Raw genomic sequence first — 17522 nt, 5'->3', positions numbered from 1 at the left:
TCTCAGGCCAGTTCGTCCGCCGAGAGCGGGATGCTGGCGCGGACCACCCAGCGATCACCGGCCGGTCCGGCGGAGAAGTCGCCGCCGAGCAGGTCGACCCGCTCGGCGATCCCGCGCAGCCCCCACCCGGTGGGACCACGGCGCAGGTCGGCGGCGGGGGGTCGTGATCCCAACGGGTTGGTCACGCTCAGCACCACCTCGTCGGGGGTGAGCCGGATGGTGGCCTGGCAGATCCCGCCCGGGGCGGCGTGCTTGACGATGTTGGTGCTCGACTCCTGCAGGATCCGGATCAGGGTGCGGGTGAGCGTCGCCGGCAGGTCGTCGATCTCGGCCGGCACCTGACACATTGTGGTGTGACCGAGGTCGGAGAGCTGCTGGCGCAACTGCTCCGCGACTCCGACCACCGAGGTGTCGTCGCTGAGGTGGCCCAGGTCCGACTCGTCGGGCCCGCCCTCGCGGAGCAGTCCGACGAGGAGGCGGAGCTCGTAGAGGGCGGAGTGGGTGGAGCGCTTGACGCTGTCCAGCACCTGCCGGAGCTCGGTGGGGTCATCGGTACGCGAACGGCTGGTGATCTGCAGTGAGATGATCGACAGCTCGTGGGCGACGACATCGTGGAGTTCCCGGGCCAGGGCGGCCCGTTCGTCCTCCCGGATCCGCAGGTTCTCCTCGCGGAGCTCCTTGAGTTGACGACGGTCGGCCTCGCGGGCCCGCTGGAAGCCGCGGACGCCGGTGCCGATCGTCCCGGCGACGAAGAACAACAGCAGCACCGGCCAGAAGAGATCGGACCACTGGGCGCCGTGCAGTGCGCTGGCCACCACCAACCACGCAAGGAAGATCAGCCAGGTCGCCCCGGTAACGGCCCAGCGTGTGGTCATCGGCGTAAGCAGGACGATAAGGACACCGGTCAGGATTCCGGTCGCGTCACTCCTGCTGATCAGGATGACCGCAAGCAGAGGGACACTCGCGAGGGCCGCCCAACCAGTTCGCCACAAGGCGAGATAGAGCACTACGTACATCAAGGTGGTGCCGAGCACCATAGGGAGGTGGCCCGGAGTGAGCCGCGGAGGAGCCGAGGTGATGGCCCTGGTGATGTCATCGACCGCGCTGACTGTCACAAGGACTGCCAGCGACAGCCTCAACCACGGCGCGAGCGGTCGGCTGCTCAACAGTCTACTGAGGCGGACCGGTAGTCCTCGACGTAGTATCGACGAGCCCGCGGTGTCTGCAATGAGAGAACCCCCGGCCGACGGGTCAGGAACCGTGCGGCCGGGCATCCGCTGATCGCGCGCACTCACTGGTCCTGACCCAATCGCCCGAGCGGCAAGCGCTCCCGTTGGACCGAGGTCCGGTCGACGTGGTCCCATCGGGGCAAGAGTCTGTGCTGTCTCCGCCCCAGTCGGGCGGGACTCAGGAGCAGGCGATCGGAATGTAATGGCAGATCATGTAGTAGAACCCCGCCGGCTGCACGGTGCCGCCGCCGGTGCTTGCTGCCAGGGAGGTGGGGGCCGATACGACCACCAGCGTCACACCCATCACGAGGATCTGCTTCAACATCGGCTTCATCGGGCCCCACCTTCCTGGACTGACAGCACCCCCCGGCGCCGTCACCCATCTTGGTCGACTGCATGGTCGGGCACCATCGCCTTTCGGTTAGTTCTCCGACCCGTAGTCTATGGATGTGGAACCGACGAGAATTCTGGTGGTGGATGACGAGGCCGTGGTGCGCGATGCATACCGGCACCTGTTCGGTGACGCCGAGGACTGTGAGGTGATCGCCGAGGCGAGTGACGGCCGGGAGGCGGTCGCCCGTTACGAGGAGGTCCGGCCCGACGTCGTGCTGATGGACCTCAAGATGCCGCGGATGTCGGGGGTTGAGGCGATGACCGAGATCGGCCGGCGACACCCGGATGCCTGCATCATCGCGGTGACCAGTTTTGCGTCGCTGGACTACGTGGTTCCTGCCCTCCGGGCCGGGGCGGCCGGCTACCTGGTCAAGGACGCCGGCGCCGACGAGCTCGTCGACGGCATCCGCCAGGCGCTTGCCGACGAGATGCCGCTGTCGCCGCGGATCGCCCGGGCCCTGGCGCGCAGCATCGCCGAGACCCCGGCCGAGCCGCCCCGGCCGAAGAAGCCCAAGGTCACCTTCGCGGCGCCGACGATCCGGGAGCAGGAAGTGCTCGATCACCTGGCCCAGGGGCTGTCCAATAAGGACATCGCCGCGGAGTTGTGCATCTCCGAGGCGGCCGTCAAGGCCCACCTGCGCCACCTCGGGGACAAGTTCGGCGTCCGGTCGAGGACGCAGATCCTGGTGTTCGCCTACCGGCACGGACTGGCCAGTCCCGAGCCGGTGCACTGACCGGGGCGCGGTCCGGCAACTGATCGGCGGTAGGCTGGGGGGCCGTACGCCCCGACCACCCCTGGAAGGACCACCTGTGATTCGTACCCATGACGCCGGTACCCTGCGCGCCGCGCACGCCGGTCAGACCGTCACCCTCGCGGGATGGGTGGCTCGTCGACGTGATCACGGCGGGGTGGCGTTCATCGATCTTCGCGACGCCAGCGGCGTTGCCCAGGTGGTCGTCCGGGACGAGATCCTCCAGTCGTCGGGCGCCCACGACCTGCGCAACGAGTACTGCATCAAGGTCACCGGCCTGGTCGAGGAACGCCCCGAGGGCAACGCGAACCCGGACCTGCCGACCGGTGAGATCGAGGTCGCGATCAGCGAGCTCGAGGTGCTCAACCCGTCGGCCCCGTTGCCGTTCCAGATCGACGAGCACGTCACGGTCGGCGAGGAGGCGCGGCTCCGGTATCGCTACCTCGACCTGCGCCGGCCCGCCCAGGCCGCAGCCCTGCGGCTGCGCTCGAAGGTCTCCCAGGCGGCCCGTGGGGTGCTGGCGGATCACGACTTCATCGAGATCGAGACGCCGACACTGACCCGTTCCACTCCCGAGGGCGCCCGCGACTTCCTCGTCCCGGCCCGGCTGGCCCCGGGATCGTGGTACGCCCTGCCGCAGTCCCCGCAGCTGTTCAAGCAGCTGCTGATGGTCGCCGGCATGGAGCGCTACTACCAGATCGCCCGCTGCTACCGTGACGAGGACTTCCGGGCCGACCGGCAGCCCGAGTTCACCCAGCTCGACATCGAGATGAGCTTCATCGACCAGGACGACGTGATGGCGCTGGCGGAGGAGCTGATGGTCGCGCTCTGGAAGCTGATCGACGTCGACCTGCCGACACCCTTCCCGCGGCTGACGTACGCCGACGCGATGGACCGCTACGGCTCGGACAAGCCGGACCTGCGCCTCGACCTGCAGCTCACCGATATGACCGCCTACTTCAAGGACACCACCTTCCGGGTGTTCCAGGCGGCGTACGTCGGGGCGGTGGTGATGCCGGGCGGTGCCTCCCAGCCGCGTCGCCAGTTCGACGCCTGGCAGGAGTGGGCCAAGCAGCGCGGGGCGAAGGGCCTGGCGTACGTGACGGTGGCCGAGGACGGCACTCTGGCCGGTCCGGTCGCCAAGAACATCACCGACACCGAGCGGGCCGGCCTCGCCGGCGCGACCGGCGCGCGGCCCGGTGACGCGATCTTCTTCGCCGCCGGTGGCCGGAAGGCCTCCCAGGAGCTGCTCGGTGCCGCGCGGCTGGAGATCGGCCGCCGCACCGGGATGATCGACGAGAACGCCTGGAGCTTCCTCTGGGTGGTCGACGCACCGCTGTTCGAGCCGACCACCGAGGCGGTCGCCGCGGGCGACGTCGCGGTCGGTGAGGGCGCCTGGACCGCGGTGCACCACGCCTTCACCTCGCCCAAGCCGGAGTCGATGGACACCTTCGACACCGATCCCGGGGCCGCCCTGGCGTACGCGTACGACATCGTCTGCAACGGCAACGAGATCGGCGGTGGCTCGATCCGTATCCACCGCCGCGACATCCAGGAGCGGGTCTTCGCCGTGATGGGCATCGGTGAGGAGGAGGCCCAGGAGAAGTTCGGCTTCCTGCTCGACGCGTTCAAGTTCGGCGCCCCGCCGCACGGCGGCATCGCCTTCGGCTGGGACCGGATCGTCTGCCTGATGGCGCACACCGACTCGATCCGCGATGTGATCGCCTTCCCGAAGTCGGGCAACGGCTACGATCCGCTGACCGGCGCGCCGGCGCCGATCACGCTCAAGCAGCGCCGGGAGGCCGGCGTGGACGCCAAGCCCAAGGAGAAGGCGGCCAAGGCCGGCGGCGAGGACCAGCCGGCCGTCGAGGAGAAGACGGTCCGCGCCACGCTGTGAGGCTGGGGCGCCCGGCTAGGCTGGCAGGCGCCATGTCACACGATCTGTTCTCCGATGCCGACGATCCCGCCACGGACGCCCGTGGCGGGACCCTGAGCTGGGCCGGGCCCGGTCAGCAACCCCTGGCGGTCCGGCTCCGGCCGCGTACGCTCGACGAGATCGTCGGGCAGGACCACCTGCTCACCCCAGGGTCGCCGCTGCGCAGGCTGGCGGCCGGGGAACCAGGATCGGTCTTCCTCTGGGGTCCACCCGGGGTCGGTAAGACCACCGTCGCCGCGGTGGTGTCCCGCTCGACGAACCGCCGGTTCGTCGAGATCTCGGCCGTCACCGCCGGAGTCAAGGATGTCCGCGCCGAGCTGGACCTCGCCAAGCGGGAACTCGCCCGGGGCAACCCCACGGTGCTGTTCGTCGACGAGGTGCACCGGTTCTCCAAGGCCCAGCAGGACGTGCTGCTGCCGGCGGTGGAGAACCGGCTGGTCACCCTGATCGCCGCCACCACCGAGAATCCGAGCTTCTCGGTGATCTCCCCGCTGCTGTCCCGCTCCCTGCTGCTCACCCTCCGGCCGCTGACCGACGAGGGGATCGGCGTCCTGCTCGACCGGGCACTCGGCGACAACCGCGGGCTGCGGACACCGACCGGCGGGACCTACACGCTGACCACGGAGGCCCGCGCGGCGCTGCTGCAGATGGCCGGCGGCGACGCCCGACGAGCGTTGACCTACCTGGAGGAGGCCGCCGCCGGGGCCACCGCCCGGGGCGACACGGGCCAGACTGCGCGCGAGAGCGCGACGATCGATCTGGCCGCTCTGGAACAGGCGGTGGACCGCGCCGCGGTCCGCTACGACAGGGGCGGCGACCAGCACTACGACGTGATCAGCGCGTTCATCAAGTCGATCCGCGGCTCCGACGTCCAGGCGGCCCTGCACTACCTGGCCCGGATGCTGGAGGCCGGCGAGGACCCCCGGTTCGTCGCCCGCCGGCTGATCATCTCCGCCAGCGAGGACATCGGGATGGCCCAGTCCTCGGTGCTCCAGACCTGCGTCGCCGCCGCGCAGGCCGTGCAGCTGATCGGCATGCCGGAGGCGCGGATCACCCTGGCCCACGCCACCGTCGCCTGCGCGATGGCCCCCAAGTCGAACGCCGCCTACCTCGGCATCGCCGCGGCCCTGGCCGACGTCCGCGCCGGGAAGGGCGGCCCGGTGCCGCCGCACCTGCGCGATGCGCACTACCGCGGCGCGGCGGCGCTGGGACACGGCAAGGGCTATGTCTACGCCCACGACGCGCCGCACAGCGTCGCCCGGCAGCAGTACCTGCCCGACGACCTGGTCGACGCGGAGTACTACACGCCGACCCGCAACGGTGCCGAGGCGGCGATGGCCGACCGGCTCGAGGTGCTGGACGACCTGCTGGGCAAACGACCCGACCGGCGGAGCTAGGCCCCCTCCGGCGCGACGAACTCGACCGCGCTGTCGGTCGAGGCCTGCAGCCAGGACCGGATCGCGTCGACCCCGGTGGCCGCGGGCAGTTCCACCAGGTAGTCGAGCACCATCTCGGTGTCCCGCCACGGCGTGACGTAGAGCTCACCGGCAGGTGCCAGCGGCGACGTGCCGCCGAAGACGCGCCGCAGCGGCCGCTGCTCGGTGGTGGCGAACTCCAGGAACCAGCACTGTGGGACGTACGTCGACGAGACGTCCGCCGGATCGACGCCGACCCGGATCACCAGCTCCCCGTCGCGGTGCTGGGCCATCGGGGTGTCGTCCACGAAGAGTTCGGTCCAGCCGGCGGCGAGCAGCCGGTCCAGCCAGTCCTCGGGGGCCCGCTCCGGCGGGGTGGCCCCGCCGTCCAGGTCCCCGGTCCACTCGAACCCGGGGGCGTAGGCCGGCCACGCCAGCAGCCCGACCCGTTTGTTGAGCTCGACCAGCATGGTCGCCACGCTCACCCCGTCCAGGCCCAGCACATCGGCGAGATCGACCGCGTCGGGCCCGACCAGATGGAAGCTCTGCGAGTCGTGCAGCCGCCAGAACGACACCAACCAGGAGCGGGCCACCGGCCAGTCGCCGCCCACCTCGGCCGGCGCGGGGACGGGCGGACGCCCCTGCAGCACCCGGATGCTCAGGCCGTCCGTCCGCCGTCGGTATACGCCGGAATACTCGTGGTAGGACCCGTGTTCCCACCCCGGGAAATCCTCGATCCACGTGGTACTCACCATGGCTTCACACTATTGGCTGCGTGCGGGAAATGGTGGAACCGGGTTGTAGGGTCGACCCTGTTGAATTTGCTCCATCCTGCTCTCGACACGGAGGTACCTGATGACCGTCGGTGGCATCGCCGGCCTGCTCGCCGCTGTGGCGGCCCTGCTCCTGGTGGCCTTCCTCGCCCGCCCGCTGCTCAAGCTGGCCCGGGTCCTGGAGGAGGTCCGGCTCGTCGTGCGTGACTTCGGTCATTCGCTGGTCCCGATCATGACCGAGCTGCGCGGCACCGTGACCGCGGCCAACTCCGAGATCGAGAAGGTCGGCGTGATCACCGAGGACGCCTCGCGGGTCACTGCGAACGCCACCACCGTCGCCCGCAACGCCGCCGAGCTGACCACGCTGTTCCGCGCCACCGTCGGCGGGCCGCTGGTGAAGGTCGCGGCGTTCAGCTACGGGCTGCGCTCCGCCACCCGCCGGGGCAAGGGTGGGGACCGCTGATGCCGGGCCGGGCGCGCAGCGCGCTGTGGTTCCTGGTCGGCGCCGTCGTCGCCACGGTGGCGGTGCTGGTGGGCCGCAAGGTGATCGCGGCCAACCGGGACACCCCGGCGCTGGAACGGGTGAACGAGTTCATCGACGACGTACGGCGGGCATCCGCCGAGCGCGAGGCGGAGATCCGTGAGGCGCTGAACCTGCCTGAGGAGGGCGACGAATGAAGACAGCCGACATCCGGCGGAGGTACCTCGACTTCTTCGAGAAGCGGGGCCACACCGTGGTGCCTTCGGCCCCGCTGGTGTACAACGATCCGACGTTGCTGTTCGTCAACGCCGGCATGGTGCCGTTCAAGCCGTACTTCATCGGCGACGAGGTCGCCCCCTTCGACCGCGCCGTCAGCTCCCAGAAGTGCGTCCGGACCCTCGACATCGAGGAGGTCGGCAAGACCACCCGGCACGGCACCTTCTTCCAGATGCTGGGCAACTTCTCCTTCGGCGACTACTTCAAGGAAGGCGCGATCGAGTACGCCTGGGAGCTGGTCACCGGCCCGCAGGCCGACGGCGGCTTCGGCTTCGACGGGGACCGGGTCTGGACCACCGTCCTGCACGACGATGACGAGGCGTTCGCGATGTGGCGCTCCGTCGGGGTGCCCGCCGAGCACATCCAGCGCCGCGGCCTGAAGGACAACTACTGGCACATGGGCGTGCCCGGCCCGGGCGGCCCGTGCTCGGAGATCTACATCGACCGCGGACCGGCGTACGGTCCCGAGGGCGGCCCGGAGGCCGACGAGGACCGGTTCCTGGAGATCTGGAACCTCGTCTTCCAGACCCAGGACCTGATCGAGGTGCGCTCGAAGACGGACTTCGACGTGGCCGGCGACCTGCCCAAGAAGAACATCGACACCGGTGCCGGCCTGGAGCGGATCGCGTATCTGCTGCAGGGCAAGCAGAACATGTACGAGATCGACGAGGTCTGGCCGGTGATCGCCCGGGCGGCGGAGCTGGCCGGCAAGACGTACGGTGCCGACCACGTCGACGACGTCCGACTGCGGGTCGTCGGCGACCACGTACGTTCCGGCCTGATGCTGATGGCCGACGGTGTCTCCCCGGGCAACGAGGCGCGCGGCTACGTGCTGCGCCGACTGCTGCGCCGCGCGATCCGGGCGATGCGGCTGCTCGGTGTCCAGGACCCGGTGCTGGCCGAGCTGCTGCCGATCAGCCGGGACCTGATGACGGTCTCCTGGCCCGAGGTCGGCGCGAACTGGGCGCGGATCAGCGACGTGGCGTACGCCGAGGAGGAGACCTTCCGGCGCACCCTCAGCTCCGGCACCCAGATCTTCGACCTGGCGGTGCAGAAGGCCAAGCAGGCCGGTCAGGAGACCCTGTCGGGGGCGGCGGCGTTCCAGCTGCACGACACGTACGGCTTCCCGATCGACCTGACCCTGGAGATGGCCGAGGAACAGGGCCTCACGGTCGACCGCAAGGCCTTCCAGGGCCTGATGCAGGAGCAGCGGGACCGGGCGAAGGCCGACGCCCGCGCCAAGAAGGGCGGAATGATCAGCACCGACAGCTACCGCGAGCTGCGCGCGTCGGGGGAGACCACGTTCACCGGCTACACCGACCTGGTCACCCCGTCCACCGTGCGCGGCCTGCTGCGCGACGGACAGCCGGTCGGCGAGGCGCAGCCGGGGGAGACCGTCGACCTGGTGCTGGCCGAGACCCCGTTCTACGCCGAGTCCGGCGGCCAGGACGCCGACCTGGGCATCATCACCGGTGACGGGCTGTACCTGGACGTGCTGGACGTCCAGCGTCCGGTGCCCGGCCTGGTGGTGCACACCGTCCGGGTCGGTGAGGGGGAGCTGCACGTCGGCCAGTCGGTCGACGCGCGGGTCGACCCGCTGCACCGGTTCGGCTCGCGGCAGGCGCACTCGGCGACCCACCTGGTGCACGCCGCACTGCGGGAGCTGGTCGGGCCGACGGCGGTGCAGGCCGGCTCCTACAACAAGCCCGGCTACCTGCGCTTCGACTTCAACTCCACCCAGGCGCTGTCCAAGGACCTGCAGCAGGCGATCGAGGGTCGCACCATGGAGGCGATCCACGACGACCTCGCGGTGACCACCTCGGTGATGAACCTGACCGATGCGAAGGCCGCCGGGGCGATGGCGATGTTCGGTGAGAAGTACCCCGAGCGGGTGCGGGTCGTCGAGATGGGCAGCCCGTGGTCGCTCGAGCTGTGCGGCGGCACCCACGTGTCCCACACCTCGCAGATCGGCCTGGTCGCGATGACCGGCGAGTCCTCGATCGGCTCGGGCATCCGCCGGGTGGAGTTCCTGGTCGGCCCGCAGGCCTTCGACCACTTCGCGGCCGAGCGCCAGCTCGTCCTCGGCCTGGCGGACACCCTGCGGACCCAGCCCGACCAGCTCGCCGAGCGGGTCGCCCGGATGGCCGAGCAGCTCAAGGCGGCGGAGAAGGAGATCGCCGCCTACCGCGCCAAGGAACTGCTGGCGACGGCCGGAACGTTCGTCGACCGCGCGGTCCGGCTCGGTGACGTCACCGTGGTCGCAGAGACCGTCGCGGGCGTGGCTCCCGGTGACCTGCGCACCCTGGCCACCGAGATCCGTGGCCGGCTCGGCGAGACCCCGGCGGTGGTCGCTCTGGTGGGCGGCACCGAGAAGCCGGCCGCGGTGGTGGCCACCACCGCCGGTGCGCGGGACCTCGGGCTGTCGGCCGGCGACCTGATCCGGCTCGCCGTCGCCGAGCTCGGCGGCAAGGGCGGCGGCAAGCCGGACCTGGCCCAGGGCGGTGGCACCGATCCCGCCGGGGCCCCGGCGGCGCTGACCGCGGTCCGGTCGGCCGTCGAGAAGGTCGGCGCCGCTCGATGACGGTGCGTCCCGGCGTCCGACTCGCCCTCGACTGGGGCGATGCCCGCATCGGCGTGGCGGCCTGCGATCCGGCGGCCACGCTGGCCTACCCGGTGCGGACCGTGCAGGTGCGGGGCGACGAGGGCGCCGCGATCGGCGAGATCCTCACCCTCGCCGACGAGTACGGTCCGCTGCTCGAGGTGGTGATGGGGCTGCCGCGTACGCTCAAGGGCAAGGAGGGGCCCGCTGCGCAGAAGATGCGCCGGCGGGCCGCCGTGCTCCGCCGGCGCCTCGACCCCAGCAGCGGCCTCCGCCTGGTGGACGAGCGGATGACGACCGCCGCGGCCACCCGGGGCCTGCACGCCGCCGGGCGCAGCACCCGGGACCAGCGCTCCGTCATCGACCAGGCCGCCGCGGTGGCCATCCTCGAGTACGCCCTCACCGCTGAACGAGCCACCGGCACCCCGGCCGGTGAACTCGTGCCGCTGCCCGATCTGGGAGACGCCCGATGAGTCATTTCCTCGACCAGCCCGACCAGCCGACCCCCCGCCGCGGCCGACCCGCCCGGCGGGCCGCCGGGTCCCGCGGCCACCGTGGATCGCGCCGGGCGGGGGTGATCCTGCTCGTGGTCCTCGTCATCGTCGTGGCGCTGCTCGGCGCCGGCGGCTGGTACGCCGCCGGCAAGCTCGGGCTGCGTGCCCCCGACTACGCCGCGGCCAGCACTCCCGGTGCCGCCGTCACCGTGAAGATCCCCGACGGCGCCAGCCTGAAGGACATGGGCACGATCCTCACCGAGGGCGGGGTGGTGAAGTCGGAGGCGGCGTTCGTCCGCGCCGCGAAGGCGAACAGCAAGGCCACCGCGATCCAGGCCGGCAGCTACCGGCTGAGCACCAAGCTGCCCGCCACCCAGGCCGTCGACGCGCTGCTCGACCCGAAGAACCGGATCGCCAAGCAGATCACCCTCCGGGAGGGTCTGACGCTGGCGAAGCAACTCGACGCGATCGCCGACCAGAGCGGGGTGCCGCGCCAGCAGTTCGCCGACCTCGCCAAGGACCCGGGCGCGCTGGGCGCCCCGTCGTACGCCAAGAGCCTCGAGGGTTACCTGTTCCCCGATACCTACGAGTTCGGCGACAACACCACACCCAAGCAGATCCTCACGGCGATGGTCGACGAGTACAAGCAGACCGCGACCCAGGTCGGCCTGGAGCAGGCTGCCGGCACGCTGCACCGCACCCCGGCCGAGATCGTCGCCGTTGCGTCGATCATCGAGTCGGAGGCCCGCAACGCCGACGACCGGCCCAAGGTGGCCCGGGTGATCTACAACCGGCTGGACCGCGGGATGCCGCTGCAGCTGGACTCCACGGTGAAGTACGTGAACGGTCTGGACGGCAAGCTCACCACCACCGACAAGGAACGGGCCCAGGACAGCCCGTACAACACCTATCTGCACGCCGGGCTGCCGCCGACGCCGATCAACGGCCCCGGCAAGGCCGCTCTCGACGCCGCCGCACACCCCGCCAGCGGGTCGTGGCTGTATTTCGTCGCAGTCAATCCGGAGACCGGCGAGACCAAGTTCGCCTCCACCCTCGCCGAGCACAACCAGTACGTCGCCGAGTTCCAGGCCTGGTGCTCTGCCAACAAGTCCAAGGGCCTGTGCTGATGGAGGGCCTGTGCTGATGGCTACGCATCGCTGCGCGGTGCTGGGCTCGCCGATCCGCCACTCGCTCTCGCCGGTGCTGCACCGGGCGGCGTACGACGCCCTCGGCCTGGCCGACTGGGCGTACGACGCCCACGAGGTCGACGAGGCGGGGCTGGCCGGCTTCGTGGCCGGCTGCGGCCCGGACTGGGTCGGTCTGAGCCTGACGATGCCGCTCAAGCGGGCGGTGCTCACCCTGGGCGAGCCCGGTGAGGTGGCGCGGATCGTCGGGGCCGGCAACACCCTGGTCTTCGACCATGGTGGTGGGCCGCACCGGGTGGAGAACACCGATGTCACCGGGATGACCGCCGCGCTGTCCCGGGCCGGGGTGACCGGGGCCGACACCGCCCTGCTGATCGGCGCCGGCGCCACCGCCCGCTCGGCGCTGGCCTCGCTGGCCCCGCTGGGGGTGCGGACTGTCAGCGTGATGGCCCGCTCCGCCGAGCGCGCGCACGCCAGCCTCGATCCGGTCGCCGCCCACTTCGGGCAGCGGATCGAGGTCCTCTGCTGGGGGAAACTGCCGGCCGTCGCCCCGCAGCTGACCGTCGCCACCGCGCCGACGGCGCTGGAGCCGGGCACGGCGGCGCGGATCGCCGCGATCTCTCCGGTGGTGTTCGACGTCGTCTACGACCCGTGGCCGACCGTCCTCGGCGAGGCGGCCCTGCGGGCCGGCGCCACGGTGCTGGACGGGATGGACCTGCTGGCCGCCCAGGCGGTTGACCAGGTGCGACTGATGACCGGCCGTGAGGTGGCCGTCGAGGTGCTGCTGTCTGCCGGTCGGGCGGCGTTGGCCGCCCGCCGGGCTGGGTGAGAGAGTAGCCCCCATGGTGCGTTGGTTGACTGCCGGAGAATCCCATGGACAGGCGCTGGTGGCGGTCCTCGAGGGGATGCCGGCCCACATCGGGGTGACGTCGCGGGACATCGCCGATGCGCTGGCCCGCCGGCGCCTCGGCTACGGCCGCGGGGCCCGGATGAAGTTCGAGGCCGATCGGGTCACCATGATCGGCGGCGTACGCCACGGCGAGACCCTCGGGTCACCGGTCGCGATCGAGGTCGGCAACACCGAGTGGCCGAAGTGGGAGACGGTGATGTCACCGGACCCGGTCGACCCCGAGGTGCTCGCCGACCAGGCCCGGGCCGCGAAGCTGACCCGGCCGCGGCCCGGCCACGCCGATCTGGCCGGGATGCAGAAGTACGACTGGGACGAGGCCCGCCCGCTGCTGGAGCGAGCCTCCGCCCGGGAGACCGCTGCCCGGGTCGCCCTCGGCCGGGTCGCCGCGAACTTCCTGGAGCAGGCCTACGGCATCACCGTGCTGTCCCATGTCGTCGAACTGGGCCCGGTGCAGACCCCGGCCGGGATCTTCCCGACCATCGAGGACCTGCCCCGGATCGACGCCGACCCGCTGCGCTGCGCCGACCCGCAGACCTCGGCCAGGATGGTCGCTGAGGTCGACGCCTGCCGCGAGGCGGGGGACACCCTCGGCGGCGTCGTCGAGGTGCTCGCCTGGGGCGTGCCGGCCGGGATCGGCTCGCACGTGCACTGGGACCGGCGGCTGGATGCCCGGCTGGCGGCCGCGCTGATGGGCATCCAGGCGATCAAGGGGGTCGAGGTCGGCGACGGCTTCGCGCTGGCCCGGGTGCGGGGCTCGCAGGCGCACGACGAGATCGCGCCGGGTCCGGACGGCATCCGCCGGCTGTCGCAGCACGCCGGCGGCACCGAGGCCGGGATCAGCACCGGCGAACTGCTGCGGGTACGCGCCGCGATGAAGCCGATCGCCACCGTGCCACGGGCGCTGCGCACGTTGGACACCAGCACCGGCGAGGCGGCCGTCGCGCACCACCAGCGCTCCGATGTGTGTGCCGTCCCGGCCGCCGGTGTCGTCGCGGAGGCGATGGTCGCGCTGGTGCTGGCCGATGCCTGTCTGGAGAAGTTCGGTGGCGACTCGGTCGCCGAGACCCGGCGCAACCACCAGGCCTACCTCGCCGATGTCGCCGCCCGAGGGCTGGCGATCCACGAATGATCACCCGCCCGCTCGTCCTCATCGGCGCCCCCGGCGCGGGCAAGTCCACCGTCGGCCGACTGCTCGCCGACCGGCTCGGCTGCGACTTCCTCGACGTCGACGACGTGATCGAGGAGCGGACCGGCCGCACGGTCCGGGACATCTTCGCCTACGACGGCGAGGCGGCCTTCCGGACGATCGAGAGCGCGGTCACCCTCGACCTGCTCGACCGTCCCGCGGTGATCAGTCTCGGCGGCGGGGCCCCGATGACACCGGCCGTGCAGCAGGGACTGGCCGGCCACACCGTGGTGTGGCTGGAGGTCGCAGCCGGCCGCGCCGCCGACCGGGTCGGGCTGAACGTCGCCCGGCCGCTGTTGCTGGGCAACGTCCGTGGGCAGCTGCGCGCCCTGCTCGAGCAGCGCCTGCCGACGTACGCCGCCCTCGCCACCCACCGGGTGACCACCGACGAGCTGACTCCCGACGAGGTGACCGAGGCGGTGCTGGCGGCGGTGGGGCATCCGGCCGCGATCGAGGTGCACGCCGACGACCCGTACGTCGTCCAGGTGGGCCCCGGCGTGCTGGACCGGGTCGCGTCCCTGGTCGGTGACACCCGCCGGGTCGCGATCCTGCACCCGGCCGTGCTGCGCGGCGTCGCCGGCCGGGTCGCGGCCGCCATCGCCGGGGAGACGCTGTTGATCGAACTGCCCGACGGGGAACAGGCCAAGACGGCCACGGTGCTGGCCGACTGCTGGGACCGGCTCGCCGCGGCCGGCTTCACCCGCTCCGACCTGGTGATCGGCCTGGGTGGCGGGGCGACCACCGACCTGGCCGGGTTCGTCGCCGCCTCCTGGCTGCGCGGGGTCCGTTTCCTCACCCTGCCGTCCACCGTGCTCGCCATGGTGGACGCCGCCGTCGGCGGCAAGACCGGCATCAACGTCGCCGCCGGGAAGAACCTGGTCGGCGCCTTCCACGAGCCGATCGGCGTGCTCTGCGACACCGACCTGCTGCGCACCCTCGACCCGCGCGAGCTGCGCTCGGGGATGGCCGAGGTGGTCAAGTGCGGCTTCATCGCCGACCCGCGGATCCTCTCCCTGGTCGAGGCCGACGTGATCGCCGCGCTGGCCCCGGCGAGCGCGGTGCAGACCGAGACGATCCGGCGCGGCATCGCGGTGAAGGCCCGGGTGGTGTCCGACGACCTGCGGGAGCGGACCAGCGTCGGGGACCACATCGGTCGTGAACAGCTCAACTACGGCCACACCCTGGCCCACGCCATCGAACAGCGCGAACACTTCCAGTGGCGCCACGGCGAGGCGATCAGCGTCGGGATGATCTTCGTCGCCGAGGTCGCCCGCCGCCTCGGGCTGATCGACGCGGCGCTGGTCGAGCGGCATCGTACGATCCTCACCGCGGTGGGCCTGCCGACCGGTTACCAGCCCGATGCCTGGCCGGAACTGCGCGCCACCATGGCGCTGGACAAGAAGGCCCGCGGCGACACGCTGCGGTTGGTGGTGCTGCGCGGGCTGGCAGATCCGGTGATCGCCGAGGGCATCGACGAGGGACTGCTGGCCGAGGCGTACGCCGCCACCTGCCGGCGGTGACGTATGGCGCCGAGCGACTCAGGGCACCCGAGCTGGTCATCCCCGGCTCGGTGGTGTGCGGCCGGGGCGCTCCTGGCGGCGCTACTGGGGGTGGGAGCCTTCCTTCTCCTCCCCGGGCACGCGTCTGTGAGTGTTATCGCCGAGGGAACCGGGAGTCCCGGCCCCGTCGAGGTGACTGCTGTCCCTGGGTCGGAAGATCAGCTCGGCCGAGGTGGCCGCACTGCTGGACGACGACGAATGACGGACTACCTGCTCGACGCCAATGTCGCGATCGCGTTGGTGGTGCCGGAGCATGAGCATCACACGCGGGCGGCGGAGTGGTTCGGAGGAATCGAACGGGCACTCGGGGCATTGCGGCCCCAGCAGACGTTGTTGCTCCCGACCCTCTGAGCCCGGTCGGCTGGCGTTGCCGGACCCGCCGATTGTGTCACCGGCTTCTGAGCCGGGACAGCCGCTCGGCCGCCTCCGCCAGCACCTCGGGGCGCTTGCAGAACGCGAACCGGACCAGTGACTCGACCCCGGTCGGGTCGGTGTAGAAGACCGAGCTCGGCACCGCGACCACCCCGCACAGCTCCGGCAGCCGCCAGCAGAAGTCGACCGCATCGTGGTAGCCCAGCGGCGCGACATCAGCGGTGACGAAGTAGCTGCCCTCGGTGGGATGCACGATCATCCCGGCCGCCGCCAGCCCCGGGACGAGGACGTCGCGCTGCGCCTCCAGTCGCGACCCGATCGCGGTGAACCGGTCAGTGGGCAGCGCGAGCCCCTCGGCGACCGCCCACTGGAACGGTCCGCCCGATACGTACGTCAGGAACTGCTTGGTCGTCGTGACCGCCGTCACCAGCTCCGGGGGCGCGCACACCCAGCCGATCTTCCAGCCGGTGGTGGAGAACGTCTTGCCGGCCGACGAGATCAGCACGGTCCGCTCCCGCATCCCGGGCAGCGTCGCCAGCGGCCGATGCGTACGCCCGTCGAACAGCAGGTGCTCGTACACCTCGTCGGTCACCACCAGCAGGTCGTGCTCCACCGCCACCCGGGCGACGATGGCGAGTTCCGCGGCGGCCAGCACGTGCCCGGTGGGATTGTGCGGGGTGTTGATCAGCAGCAGCCGGGTCCGGTCGGTGATCGCCGCCCGCAGGTCGGCCTCGTCCAGCCGGTAGCCCGGTTCGGTGGCCGATGGGTGCCGCAGCCGGACCGGCCGGGCGACGGCATGGGCCATCGCGATCGCCGCGGTGTAGGAGTCGTACGTCGGCTCCAGCACGACAACCTCGTCGCCGGTCTCGCACAGCGCCAGGATCGCCGCAGTGATCGCCTCGGTCGCGCCGGCAGTCACCAGGATCTCGGTCGCCGGATCGTACGACAGGCCGTACCAGTCGGCCTGGTGAGCAGCGATCGCCTCCCGCAGCGGGGCGATGCCGCGGCCGGGCGGGTACTGGTTGTGCCCGGCCCGGATCGCCGCCACCGCGGCGTCGAGCACCTCGGCGGGGCCGTCGGTGTCGGGGAAGCCCTGGCCGAGGTTGATCGCGCCGGTCCGCATGGCCAGCGCCGACATCTCGGCGAAGATCGTGGTTCCGAACGGGCGCATCCGTGCTACCAGGGGTTGGGTCACGGTCTCTACCGTAGTGCCACCGCGTCGGATACTCTGATGCGCATCGAATGCTTGCATGCGGCGAGCATGAAACATAGCCTGGACGCATGTCCATGATCCAGATCCGCAACGTCCCTGAGGACCTGCATCGGCGCCTCAAGGCGCGGGCGGCGTTGGAGGGCCTCTCGCTGTCCGATCTCGCGCTCGCGGAGCTGCGCCGCTCACTCGATCGGCCCACCCGCCGGGAGCTGCTCGCACTGGTGGCTTCTCGTGAGCCGGTGACTGCAGGCCCTTCTTCGGTGGCGCTGGTCGACCAGGCCCGGCGGGATCGATGATCGTCCTGGATGCGTCGGCTGCCGTCGAGTGGCTGCTCGGTCGGCCGGCGGCGCCGGAGGTGGCCGCCCACCTCGCCGACCCCGACACGATCGTCAACGCGCCGTCGACCCTCGGCGTCGAGGTGGCGTCCGCGATGCGGGGCCTGGTCAGGGGTGGGTACGCGGGCCCCGAACGTGGCCGTCAGGCGATCTCGGACCTGTCGGCCGCCGACATTGTGCTGCACGACCCGAGCCCACTGCTGCAGCGGGCGTGGCAGTTACGCGACAACCTCTCGATCTATGACGGGGTGTACGTGGCGCTCGCTGAAGTGCTGGACGCCACGCTGGTGACCGGTGACGCCCGTATCGGCCGGGCACCGGGGATCACCGCCGCGGTGGACGTGGTCGCTGTCCGCTGACTCCCATGGCCACGGGCGCTGGGGTGCCGCCCAGATCCCAGCTGATTTCCGCACCGGGGGGACCCTCAGAGTAGACTGTCGCGACGGTCGGCCGA

At 71.3% G+C, this 17522-nt stretch carries 18 protein-coding genes and 1 pseudogene; 15 read left to right on the top strand and 4 right to left on the bottom strand.

From position 1 onward, the window contains the following. Nucleotides 1–2: 2 nt before the first annotated feature. Together R0145_RS09190 and R0145_RS09185 are read right to left on the bottom strand one after the other, a co-directional pair. Nucleotides 3–875 carry a sensor histidine kinase gene (locus R0145_RS09190; protein ID WP_317840107.1) on the bottom strand — a complete coding sequence of 291 codons (873 nt, stop codon included), beginning with the start codon at nucleotides 873–875 and terminating at the stop codon, nucleotides 3–5. Between the two features lie 532 nt (nucleotides 876–1407). Beyond that, on the bottom strand, nucleotides 1408–1563 hold the full coding sequence (locus tag R0145_RS09185) for a hypothetical protein (protein WP_317840106.1): 156 nt from the start codon (nucleotides 1561–1563) through the stop codon (nucleotides 1408–1410). Nucleotides 1564–1702: 139 nt separating this feature from the next. Between R0145_RS09185 and R0145_RS09180 the strand changes: the two genes are divergently transcribed. From R0145_RS09180 to R0145_RS09170, 3 genes are all read left to right on the top strand, one after another. After that, nucleotides 1703–2356 carry a response regulator transcription factor gene (locus tag R0145_RS09180; RefSeq protein WP_317840105.1) on the top strand — a complete coding sequence of 218 codons (654 nt, stop codon included), beginning with the start codon at nucleotides 1703–1705 and terminating at the stop codon, nucleotides 2354–2356. Between the two features lie 76 nt (nucleotides 2357–2432). Further along, on the top strand, nucleotides 2433–4271 hold the full coding sequence (gene aspS, locus R0145_RS09175) for an aspartate--tRNA ligase (protein ID WP_317840104.1): 1839 nt from the start codon (nucleotides 2433–2435) through the stop codon (nucleotides 4269–4271). 32 nt (nucleotides 4272–4303) lie between these two features. Continuing rightward, nucleotides 4304–5707, top strand: coding sequence for a replication-associated recombination protein A (locus tag R0145_RS09170; RefSeq protein WP_317840103.1), 1404 nt, complete (start codon nucleotides 4304–4306; stop codon nucleotides 5705–5707). Here R0145_RS09170 and R0145_RS09165 read toward each other — a convergent pair. After that, complete coding sequence (locus tag R0145_RS09165; protein ID WP_317840102.1) at nucleotides 5704–6480, bottom strand: hypothetical protein; 777 nt, start codon at nucleotides 6478–6480, stop codon at nucleotides 5704–5706. The two genes, R0145_RS09170 and R0145_RS09165, sit on opposite strands and share 4 nt — an antisense overlap. Nucleotides 6481–6580: 100 nt before the next feature. Here R0145_RS09165 and R0145_RS09160 point away from each other — a divergent pair, with 100 nt between their 5' ends. The 10 genes and pseudogenes from R0145_RS09160 (at nucleotide 6581) to R0145_RS09115 (ending at nucleotide 15499) form a co-directional block, all read left to right on the top strand. Then, nucleotides 6581–6961 (top strand): DUF948 domain-containing protein, encoded by a 381-nt coding sequence (locus R0145_RS09160; protein ID WP_317840101.1) that lies wholly within the window; start codon nucleotides 6581–6583, stop codon nucleotides 6959–6961. Beyond that, on the top strand, nucleotides 6961–7176 hold the full coding sequence (locus R0145_RS09155; protein WP_317840100.1) for a hypothetical protein: 216 nt from the start codon (nucleotides 6961–6963) through the stop codon (nucleotides 7174–7176). Before R0145_RS09160 ends, R0145_RS09155 begins: the two co-directional genes overlap by 1 nt. Further along, nucleotides 7173–9836 carry an alanine--tRNA ligase gene (gene alaS / locus R0145_RS09150; RefSeq protein WP_317840099.1) on the top strand — a complete coding sequence of 888 codons (2664 nt, stop codon included), beginning with the start codon at nucleotides 7173–7175 and terminating at the stop codon, nucleotides 9834–9836. The genes R0145_RS09155 and alaS overlap by 4 nt, the downstream gene beginning before the upstream one ends. After that, nucleotides 9833–10327 carry a Holliday junction resolvase RuvX gene (ruvX, locus tag R0145_RS09145; RefSeq protein WP_317840098.1) on the top strand — a complete coding sequence of 165 codons (495 nt, stop codon included), beginning with the start codon at nucleotides 9833–9835 and terminating at the stop codon, nucleotides 10325–10327. Before alaS ends, ruvX begins: the two co-directional genes overlap by 4 nt. Then, nucleotides 10324–11475: an endolytic transglycosylase MltG gene (gene mltG / locus R0145_RS09140; RefSeq protein ID WP_317840097.1), complete on the top strand. Its 1152-nt coding sequence runs from the start codon at nucleotides 10324–10326 to the stop codon at nucleotides 11473–11475. The genes ruvX and mltG overlap by 4 nt, the downstream gene beginning before the upstream one ends. Before the next feature lie 16 nt (nucleotides 11476–11491). Then, on the top strand, nucleotides 11492–12322 hold the full coding sequence (locus R0145_RS09135) for a shikimate dehydrogenase (RefSeq protein ID WP_317840096.1): 831 nt from the start codon (nucleotides 11492–11494) through the stop codon (nucleotides 12320–12322). 13 nt (nucleotides 12323–12335) lie between these two features. After that, complete coding sequence (aroC, locus tag R0145_RS09130; protein WP_317840095.1) at nucleotides 12336–13532, top strand: chorismate synthase; 1197 nt, start codon at nucleotides 12336–12338, stop codon at nucleotides 13530–13532. After that, nucleotides 13529–14017, top strand: a pseudogene (locus R0145_RS09125) (shikimate kinase); the annotation flags it as partial. The gene aroC and the pseudogene R0145_RS09125, both read left to right, overlap by 4 nt. Then, the gene (aroB, locus tag R0145_RS09120; protein WP_317840196.1) at nucleotides 13997–15109 is read left to right on the top strand and encodes a 3-dehydroquinate synthase; all 1113 of its coding nucleotides are present in this window, start codon (nucleotides 13997–13999) and stop codon (nucleotides 15107–15109) included. The pseudogene R0145_RS09125 and the gene aroB, both read left to right, overlap by 21 nt. Before the next feature lie 237 nt (nucleotides 15110–15346). Beyond that, nucleotides 15347–15499: a hypothetical protein gene (locus R0145_RS09115; RefSeq protein ID WP_317840094.1), complete on the top strand. Its 153-nt coding sequence runs from the start codon at nucleotides 15347–15349 to the stop codon at nucleotides 15497–15499. Between the two features lie 37 nt (nucleotides 15500–15536). Here the strand turns inward: R0145_RS09115 and R0145_RS09110 are convergent, their stop codons facing one another. Beyond that, the gene (locus R0145_RS09110; protein ID WP_317840093.1) at nucleotides 15537–16715 is read right to left on the bottom strand and encodes a pyridoxal phosphate-dependent aminotransferase; all 1179 of its coding nucleotides are present in this window, start codon (nucleotides 16713–16715) and stop codon (nucleotides 15537–15539) included. 86 nt (nucleotides 16716–16801) lie between these two features. Between R0145_RS09110 and R0145_RS09105 the strand changes: the two genes are divergently transcribed. Both R0145_RS09105 and R0145_RS09100 read left to right on the top strand, forming a co-directional pair. Continuing rightward, the gene (locus tag R0145_RS09105) at nucleotides 16802–17029 is read left to right on the top strand and encodes a FitA-like ribbon-helix-helix domain-containing protein (protein WP_317840092.1); all 228 of its coding nucleotides are present in this window, start codon (nucleotides 16802–16804) and stop codon (nucleotides 17027–17029) included. Continuing rightward, nucleotides 17026–17427 (top strand): type II toxin-antitoxin system VapC family toxin, encoded by a 402-nt coding sequence (locus R0145_RS09100; protein WP_317840091.1) that lies wholly within the window; start codon nucleotides 17026–17028, stop codon nucleotides 17425–17427. The genes R0145_RS09105 and R0145_RS09100 overlap by 4 nt, the downstream gene beginning before the upstream one ends. The last annotated feature ends 95 nt before the right edge of the window (nucleotides 17428–17522 follow it).

The sequence above is a fragment of the Raineyella sp. W15-4 genome, assembly GCF_033170155.1.
In the GTDB taxonomy this organism is placed as follows: Bacteria; Actinomycetota; Actinomycetes; order Propionibacteriales; family Propionibacteriaceae; genus Raineyella.
Note: the sequence above shows the minus strand (reverse complement) of the source record. Positions and strands in the feature narration are given on the sequence as shown.

Coding starts and splice junctions, on each gene's coding strand:
- mltG (WP_317840097.1), top strand. CDS start 10,324: ATGAGTCATTTCCTCGACCAGCCCGACCAGCCGACCCCCCGCCGCGGC.
- R0145_RS09155 (WP_317840100.1), top strand. CDS start 6,961: ATGCCGGGCCGGGCGCGCAGCGCGCTGTGGTTCCTGGTCGGCGCCGTC.
- R0145_RS09190 (WP_317840107.1), bottom strand. CDS start 875: ATGACCACACGCTGGGCCGTTACCGGGGCGACCTGGCTGATCTTCCTT.
- alaS (WP_317840099.1), top strand. CDS start 7,173: ATGAAGACAGCCGACATCCGGCGGAGGTACCTCGACTTCTTCGAGAAG.
- R0145_RS09100 (WP_317840091.1), top strand. CDS start 17,026: ATGATCGTCCTGGATGCGTCGGCTGCCGTCGAGTGGCTGCTCGGTCGG.
- R0145_RS09115 (WP_317840094.1), top strand. CDS start 15,347: ATGACGGACTACCTGCTCGACGCCAATGTCGCGATCGCGTTGGTGGTG.
- R0145_RS09170 (WP_317840103.1), top strand. CDS start 4,304: ATGTCACACGATCTGTTCTCCGATGCCGACGATCCCGCCACGGACGCC.
- R0145_RS09165 (WP_317840102.1), bottom strand. CDS start 6,480: ATGGTGAGTACCACGTGGATCGAGGATTTCCCGGGGTGGGAACACGGG.
- R0145_RS09135 (WP_317840096.1), top strand. CDS start 11,492: ATGGCTACGCATCGCTGCGCGGTGCTGGGCTCGCCGATCCGCCACTCG.
- R0145_RS09105 (WP_317840092.1), top strand. CDS start 16,802: ATGTCCATGATCCAGATCCGCAACGTCCCTGAGGACCTGCATCGGCGC.
- R0145_RS09160 (WP_317840101.1), top strand. CDS start 6,581: ATGACCGTCGGTGGCATCGCCGGCCTGCTCGCCGCTGTGGCGGCCCTG.
- ruvX (WP_317840098.1), top strand. CDS start 9,833: ATGACGGTGCGTCCCGGCGTCCGACTCGCCCTCGACTGGGGCGATGCC.
- aroC (WP_317840095.1), top strand. CDS start 12,336: ATGGTGCGTTGGTTGACTGCCGGAGAATCCCATGGACAGGCGCTGGTG.
- R0145_RS09185 (WP_317840106.1), bottom strand. CDS start 1,563: ATGAAGCCGATGTTGAAGCAGATCCTCGTGATGGGTGTGACGCTGGTG.